This is a genomic window from Micromonospora sp. WMMB482 (assembly GCF_019038635.1).
In the GTDB taxonomy this organism is placed as follows: domain Bacteria; phylum Actinomycetota; class Actinomycetes; order Mycobacteriales; family Micromonosporaceae; genus Micromonospora; species Micromonospora marina.
This window is the reverse complement of record NZ_JAHOPD010000006.1, coordinates 1-7,056: the sequence shown is the minus strand read 5'-3', so window position 1 is coordinate 7,056 and position 7,056 is coordinate 1. Positions and strand designations below refer to the sequence as shown.

Sequence of the window (7,056 nt, the reverse complement as noted above, 5' to 3'; positions counted from 1 at the left end):
AAAGCGGATCACCATTCCATGGTCGCTCGCGCGCCCCAACCGCGCGGCGCGGGAATGCCCGGCGTGACCCGACGTCCCGACCTGGCCGTGCCGCGTACGGCGAACGCGCTCGTGGGCGGACTCCCGCCCGGACCCAAACGACCGTTAAGCTTCGGGTGTGGGAGTCGAAGAACTGTACCCCGCCGGGCGACTGATCGCGGCCCAGCGCGCCACCGCCGCGGCGGGCCTGGACGCGCTGCTGCTCACCCCGGGTTCCGACCTGCGCTACCTGACCGGCTACGACGCCCGCGAGGGGGAGCGGCTGACCTGCCTGGTCCTGCCCGCCGAGGGTGAGCCGACGCTGATCGTGCCGGTGCTGGAACGGCCGGACGCCGAGGCCGCGCCCGGCGCCGGGTACCGGATCGTCGACCACGCCGACGGCACCGACCCGTGGCCGTTGGTGCGCGCGGCGCTGCCCGGCCCGGTCCGCGCCGTCGGGCTGGCCGACCGGATGTGGGCACAGCAGGTCCTCGCGCTGCGCGACGTGCTGCCCGGCGCGGCCCAGCGGCTCGCCTCCGACGTGCTGCGGAGATGCGGATCCGCAAGTCGCCGGCCGAGGTGGCGGCGCTGGCCGAGGCGGGCGCCGCGATCGACGCGGTGCACCTGCGGATGGGGGAGTGGCTGCGCCCCGGACGCACCGAGCGGGAGGTCGCCGCCGACCTCGCCGCCGCGATCCGGGCCGCCGGGCACGCCGCCGTCGACTTCGTCATCGTGGCCGCCGGCCCGAACGGCGCGAGCCCGCACCACGGCACCTCGGACCGCCCGATCGGCGCGGGCGAGCCGGTGGTGGTCGACATCGGCGGCACCATGCCGTCGGGCTACCGCTCCGACTGCACCCGCACGTACGTGGCCGGCGGCCCCGCTCCGGCCGAATTCGTGGACTACTACGCGGTGCTGCGGGAGGCGCAGCGCACCGCCGTGGCCGCCGTCGCGCCGGGCGTGACCGCCGAGGCCCTCGACGCGGTCGCCCGCGACGTGATCGGCGCCGCCGGGTTCGGCGACGCCTTCCTGCACCGCACCGGTCACGGCATCGGCCTCGACGGCCACGAGGAGCCGTACGTGGTGACCGGCAACCCCCGGCCGCTTCAGGCCGGCATGGCTTTCTCGGTCGAACCCGGGATCTACCTGGCCGGGCGGCACGGAGCCCGGATCGAGGACATCGTCGTCTGCACGACGGACGGCGGGCAACGGCTCAACACCACCCCCACGGAGCTCATCGCGCTATGAACGTCGACCGGATCCTGCCCACCGACGAGGCCCACGACCTGCTGGACCTCGCCACCGAACTCGCCGACCGGGAGCTGGCCCCGGCCGCCGCCGGTTTCGAGGCCCGCGCCGAGTTCCCCCGGGAGGTGCTGCGCACCCTGGGCCGGGCCGGCCTGCTCGGCCTGCCGTACGCGGAGGAGCACGGCGGCGCCGCCCAGCCGTACGAGGTGTACCTCCAGGTGCTGGAAATCCTCGCCAGCCGGTGGCTGGCAGTGGCCGAGGCGGTCAGCGTGCACACGCTGTCCTGCTACCCGCTGGCCCAGTTCGGCACCGACGAGCAGCGCAAACTGCTGCCGGACATGATCGGCGGGGAGCTGCTCGGGGCGTACTGTCTGTCCGAGCCGCAGGGTGGCTCGGACGCGGCGGCGCTGACCACGCGGGCGGTGCGTGACGGTGACGCGTACGCTGTCACCGGCACCAAGGCGTGGATCACGCACGCCCGGGTGGCCGACTTCTACAACATCTTCTGCCGCACCGGCGGGCCCGGCCCGAAGGGCATCTCCTGCCTGCTGGCCGACCGTGCCACGGCGGGCATCCACCCGCAGGCCGCCGAACGCACCATGGGCCTGCACGCCTCGCCGATCGCGCAGATCGCCTTCGACGACGCCCGGGTGCCGGCGGAGCGGCTGATCGGTGGCGAGGGCGCCGGGTTCACCATCGCGATGTCCGCGCTGGACTCCGGCCGCCTGGGCATCGCCGCGTGCGCGGTGGGCCTGGCCCAGGGAGCGCTGGACTACGCGGTCGGCTACGCCCGGGAGCGCCGCCAGTTCGGCCGCGCGATCATCGACTTCCAGGGGCTCGGGTTCGGCCTGGCCGACGCCGCCACCCAGATCTCCGCCGCGCGGGCGCTCACGCTGGCCGCCGCGCGGCTGCGCGACGCCGGACGCCCGTACTCGATCGAGGCGGCCAAGGCGAAGCTGTTCGCCACGGACGTGGCGATGCGGGTGACCACCGACGCGGTGCAGGTGCTCGGCGGCGCCGGGTACGTCGCCGACCACCCGGTCGAGCGGTACATGCGTGAGGCCAAGGTGCTCCAGATCGTCGAGGGCACCAACCAGATCCAGCGGCTGGTCATCTCCCGCGCGCTGGCGAAGGGCTAGCCTGTCGCGGTGACCTTTCCCCGGATCACCGCGGACCCCGACGTCATGGGGGGTGCGCCCTGCGTGCGGCAGTCGCGCATCCCCGTGGCCACCCTGCTGGCCATGATGGCCGAGGGCATGTCGGTCACGGACATCCTCACCGACCTGCCGTTCCTGGACGAGGAGGACATGGCGGAGGTGCTGAACTACGCCGCGGACGCGGTGCGCGACCGGACGGCGCGCTGAGCGTCACCACGGCGGGCCGGGTGCGGCGTGGGAGCGCTTTTCCGGCTACTGTGCAGCGCGTGGAGGAGATCGACCGTGCCATCGTCGCCGCGCTGACCGGTGACGGTCGGCTGTCGTACACGGATCTGGCCGAGCGGGTGGGCCTGTCGGTGTCGGCCGTGCACCAGCGGGTCCGCCGGCTGGAGCAGCGCGGGGTGATCAAGGGGTACGCCGCGCGGGTGTCGTTCGAGGCGCTGGACCTGCCGCTGACCGCGTTCGTGGCGATCCGGCCGTTCGACCCGTCGCAGCCGGACGACGCGCCGGAGCGGCTGGCGCACCTGCCCGAGATCGACTCGTGTTACTCGGTGGCGGGGGAGGACTTCTATCTCCTGCTGGTGCGGGTGGCCGGTCCGGCCGATCTGGAGCGGGTGCTGCAGGAGATCCGCACCTCCGCGAACGTCACCACGCGCACCACTGTGGTGCTGTCCACGCCGTATGAGAACCGGCCGCCGAAGATCAGTGGCGAGCTGTCCGGTCGGGGGCGTCCCCGTCCGTCGGCGGAGCCGGCAGGTTCCACCGCCTGATCACCCGCCGGCCGTGCTCGTGACCGAGCACGCTGAGCGTGGCGGTGTCCAGCCGCAGGAGCGCGCCGGCCGAGGGCGGCAGCCCGATCCAGCGCGCTCCGAGCACGCGCAGGCTGTGCCCGTGCCCGACGAGCGCGACGTCGCCCTGCTCCAGCAGCGGCGCGACCCGGTCGAGGACACGGTCCAGGCGGGCGCCCACCTGCTCAGGCGACTCCCCGCCGGGGCCGCCGTCGGTCCAGATCGTCCAGCCGGGCCGTTCGGCCTGGATGTCGGCGGTGGTGCGGCCCTCGTACTCGCCGTAGTGCCATTCGGCCAGGTCGGGCTCGATCGCGTCGACGGTGAGCCCGGCCAGGGCGGCGGTGCGGGTGGCGCGCCGCCGGGGACTGGACAACACCCGGGTGAAGCGCCGGCCGGCCAGCAGGGGAGCCAGGGCGCGTGCCTGCCGCTCGCCGTCGGGCGTCAGGTCCAGGTCGGTGTACGAGGTGTGCCGGTGACTCGCGCTCCACGTGGTCTCGCCGTGCCGGATCAGCAGGATCTCGCTCACCGGCCCAGTCAACCATGGCGGCTCGGCACCTGCCCGGCATCCACCTTCAACCTATTGTCCTAGGACGTCTTACGCGATGTACGCCGGGCAACAACGTTTACAGCGACCGGCACCGGCTACGCGGCAAGGGCAAGGCGTAGCCGGACGAGGGAGGGCGACATGAGCTTCACCGACAAGGCGAAGAGCAAGGCCCAGGAGATGAGCGGCATGGCCAAGGAACGCATCGGCAACGTGACCGACAACGAGCGGTTGCGGGCCGAGGGCGCCTCCGAGCAGAGCACGGCGCGCGCCAAGCAGGCCGGGGAGCACGCCAAGCAGGCGGGCCGCGACGTCAAGGACGCCTTCGACAAGTGAGTACGCGCAACGGCGGGCCACCTCATCGCAGAGGTGGCCCGCCGTCGTGTGCCCGGAGCGGCCGGTCAGTCGTCGCGGTGCGCGAGCCACCAGGCCTGGCCGGCCTCGGGCAGCGTGTCGATCGGGTCGTAGTAGGCGTAGCGCTTGTTCAGCGCCTCCAGGTCCGCCGACTCGATCGAGGTGCGGTAGTTCTTGGTCCAGTACGAGATGCCGCGCTCACGGTCGTAGTCGGTGAGCATGTGCACCCAGCGCTTGCCGACGAACGGCACGTCGCAGACGATCCGCGGGGTGGCGTAGCCGGGCAGGTAGCCCATGATGTCGTGCTGGAGCTGCTGGGCGTGCCAGACCGGGACGCGCCAGTGCTCGGCGTTGGGGATCATGTCGCACATGTAGAAGTAGTACGGCAGGATGCCCGCCTCGCCCTGGAGCGCGAAGCAGAGGTCGAGCAGGTCGGCGTTGGTGGCGTTGACGCCGCGCATGAGCACGCCCTGGTTGCGGACGTCGCGGACGCCGACGTCGAGTGCGGTCTGGGCGGCCTTGGCGACCAGCGGGGTCAGTGACTGGGCGTGGTTGACGTGGGTGTGGATGGCGAGATTGACGCCGCGGCGGGCGGCGGTGCGGGCGACCCGTTCGAGGCCCTCGACCACGTCGGGCTGGAGCCAGTGCTGGGGCAGGCCCATGAGCGCCTTGGTGGCGAGCCGGATGTCGCGGATCGTCTCGATCTCCAGCAGGCGCATCAGGTACGACTCGAGGTTGCGCCACGGCACGTTGGCGACGTCGCCGCCGGAGACGACCACGTCGCGTACGCCGGGGTGGGCCTTGAGGTAGGTGATGTGGGCGTCGTAGCGGTCGACGGGCTTGAGGGTGAGTTTGAGCTTGTCGACGGCGGGGGTGGAGTTGCCGACGAGGTCCATGCGGGTGCAGTGGCCGCAGTACTGCGGGCATCCCGAGTCCCAGTCGATCCGCGAGCTGCGGCGCTCGGCGTGCAGGGTGCGGGGCAGCCGCCCGTGCCGCATGGCGAGGACCATCTTGAGCACGCCGGCGACGCCGGCCGCGGCCTGGGTGTGCCCGAGGTTGGACTTGACCGAGCCGAGCAGCACCGGCGCGGCGCCGGCCGGGCGCTGCCCGTACGTGGCGAGGATCGCTTCCGCCTCGATGGGGTCGCCGAGCGACGTGCCGTGCCGTGCGCCTCCACCACGTCCACGTCGGCGGCACTCAGCCCGGCGGCGCCCAGCGCGGCCTTGATGACCCGTTCCTGCGACGGCCCGTTCGGCGCGGTCAGCCCGTTCGACGCGCCGTCGGAGTTGACCGCCGAGCCGCGCACGACGGCCAGCACGGGGTGGCCCCGGCGGCGGGCCTCGGAGAGCCGCTCCACCACCAGCATCCCGACGCCCTCGGACATGCCGAAGCCGTCGGCGTCCTCGGCGAACGCCTTGCACCGCCCGTCGGCGGCGAGACCCCGCTGGCGGCTGAAGCCGGTCAGCCCGGCCGGGGTGGACATCACCGACACCCCACCGGCCAGCGCCAGGTCGCAGTCGCCCTGGCGCAGCGCCTGGACGGCCAGGTGCAGCGCCACCAGCGACGCCGAGCAGGCGGTGTCGACGGTGACCGCTGGTCCCTCCAGCCCGAGCGCGTACGCGACCCGGCCGGAGAGGACGCTGCCGGCGGTGCCGGTCAGCAGGTGTCCCTCGTCGGCGGTGACCTCGCCGTCGTCGGAGACGACACCGGGGGCGACCCGGTCGGCGTAGTCCTGCCCGTGGGTGCCGGCGAAGACGCCGGTGCGGCTGCCCCGCAGGGTGGCCGGGTCGATGCCACCGCGTTCCAGCGCCTCCCAGGAGGTCTCCAGCAGCAGCCGGTGCTGCGGATCCATGGCGAGGGCCTCGCGGGGGCTGATGCCGAAGAACTCGGCGTCGAAGTCGGCGATGCCGGTGAGGAACCCGCCGGAGCGCACGTACGTCCGGCCGGGCGTGCCGGGCACCGGGTCGTGGAGGTCGGCCAGCGGCCAGCCCCGGTCGTCGGGCAGGTCGCCGATGACGTCGTCGCCCGCGTCGAGCAGCCGCCACAGCTTCTCCGGGGAGCCGATCCCGCCGGGGAAGCGGCAGGCCATCGCGACGATGGCGACCGGCTCGTCCAGGGCGACGGTGCTCGCGTCGGCAACCTCGGTGGCGGCGGTGCCGAGCAGCCGGGCGTGCAGGTGCGCGGCGAGCAACTCGGGGTGGGGTGGTTGAACACGGCGTGCGGGGCGAGCCGGACCCCCGAGACGGCGGTGAGCCGGTTGCTCAGCTCGACGGCCATCAGCGAGTCGAAGCCGAGGTCCTTGAACGGGCGGCGCGGCTCGACCTGCTCGGGGCCGCTGTGCCCGACCACTGTGGCGCACCGGGCACGCACGAGGTCCAGCAGCAGTTCGGCGCGCTCGGGCTCGGCGAGTTCGGCCAGCCGGTCGGCGAAGCCCTTCGCGGAGGCGGGCGCGGAGGCGGCGTTGACCGCCCGGCGGGGCGGCGGGGGCAGCAGCGCCCGCAGCAGGGCGGGCACCTCTCCGGAGGTCCGTACGGCGGCCAGGTCGAGCCGATCGGCACGAGCGCCGGCCGGTCCACGTGCAGGGCGGCGTCGAACAGCGCCAGCCCGGCGCCGTGTCGAGGGGGCGGTGCCGCCGCGGGCGAGCCGGGCCAGGTCGGCGGGGCTGAGCCGCCGGCCATCCCGTCCTCGGCGGCCCACAGCCCCAGGCCAGGGCGCTCGCCGGCCGGCCCTGGGCGCGGCGGTGCGCGGCGAGCGCGTCGAGGAACGCGTTGCCGGCCGCGTAGTTGCCCTGGCCAGGGCTGCCGAAGGTGGCGGCGGCCGAGGAGAAGAGCACGAACGCGGTCAGGTCGAGGCCGGCGGTGAGCTCGTGCAGGTGCCAGGCGCCGTGCACCTTGGCGCGCAGGGTCCGGGCCCAGCGGGTCGGGTCGAGGTCGGTGAGCAGGGCGTC

5 protein-coding genes and 3 pseudogenes are annotated in these 7,056 nt (G+C 73.9%); 5 read left to right on the top strand and 3 right to left on the bottom strand.

Annotation, left to right across the window (positions count from 1 at the left end):
* Nucleotides 1-157: 157 nt before the first annotated feature.
* From KSK32_RS00345 to KSK32_RS00330, 4 genes and pseudogenes are all read left to right on the top strand, one after another.
* Nucleotides 158-1,266: pseudogene (locus tag KSK32_RS00345) on the top strand (M24 family metallopeptidase).
* Nucleotides 1,263-2,405, top strand: a complete 1,143-nt coding sequence (locus KSK32_RS00340) for an acyl-CoA dehydrogenase family protein (protein ID WP_216927939.1) — start codon at nt 1,263-1,265, stop codon at nt 2,403-2,405. The pseudogene KSK32_RS00345 and the gene KSK32_RS00340 overlap by 4 nt, the downstream one beginning before the upstream one ends.
* Nucleotides 2,406-2,414: 9 nt before the next feature.
* Nucleotides 2,415-2,630, top strand: a complete 216-nt coding sequence (locus KSK32_RS00335; RefSeq protein ID WP_030502405.1) for a DUF433 domain-containing protein — start codon at nt 2,415-2,417, stop codon at nt 2,628-2,630.
* A gap of 59 nt (nt 2,631-2,689) precedes the next feature.
* Nucleotides 2,690-3,193, top strand: a complete 504-nt coding sequence (locus tag KSK32_RS00330; RefSeq protein ID WP_216927938.1) for an Lrp/AsnC family transcriptional regulator — start codon at nt 2,690-2,692, stop codon at nt 3,191-3,193.
* Here the strand turns inward: KSK32_RS00330 and KSK32_RS00325 are convergent.
* Nucleotides 3,126-3,737: a histidine phosphatase family protein gene (locus KSK32_RS00325; RefSeq protein ID WP_216927937.1), complete on the bottom strand. Its 612-nt coding sequence runs from the start codon at nt 3,735-3,737 to the stop codon at nt 3,126-3,128. The two genes, KSK32_RS00330 and KSK32_RS00325, sit on opposite strands and share 68 nt — an antisense overlap.
* Nucleotides 3,738-3,896: 159 nt before the next feature.
* On the opposite strand from KSK32_RS00325, the gene KSK32_RS00320 reads away from it, so the two are divergent.
* Entirely contained in the window at nt 3,897-4,091 is a 195-nt protein-coding gene (locus KSK32_RS00320; RefSeq protein WP_216927936.1) for a CsbD family protein, read from the top strand.
* Nucleotides 4,092-4,156: 65 nt separating this feature from the next.
* Here the strand turns inward: KSK32_RS00320 and KSK32_RS33015 are convergent.
* Nucleotides 4,157-5,041, bottom strand: a pseudogene (locus tag KSK32_RS33015) (KamA family radical SAM protein); the annotation flags it as partial.
* Nucleotides 5,027-7,056: pseudogene (locus tag KSK32_RS34800) on the bottom strand (beta-ketoacyl synthase N-terminal-like domain-containing protein); the annotation flags it as partial. The pseudogenes KSK32_RS34800 and KSK32_RS33015, both read right to left, overlap by 15 nt.

Coding starts and splice junctions, on each gene's coding strand:
- KSK32_RS00320 (WP_216927936.1), top strand. CDS start 3,897: ATGAGCTTCACCGACAAGGCGAAGAGCAAGGCCCAGGAGATGAGCGGC.
- KSK32_RS00340 (WP_216927939.1), top strand. CDS start 1,263: ATGAACGTCGACCGGATCCTGCCCACCGACGAGGCCCACGACCTGCTG.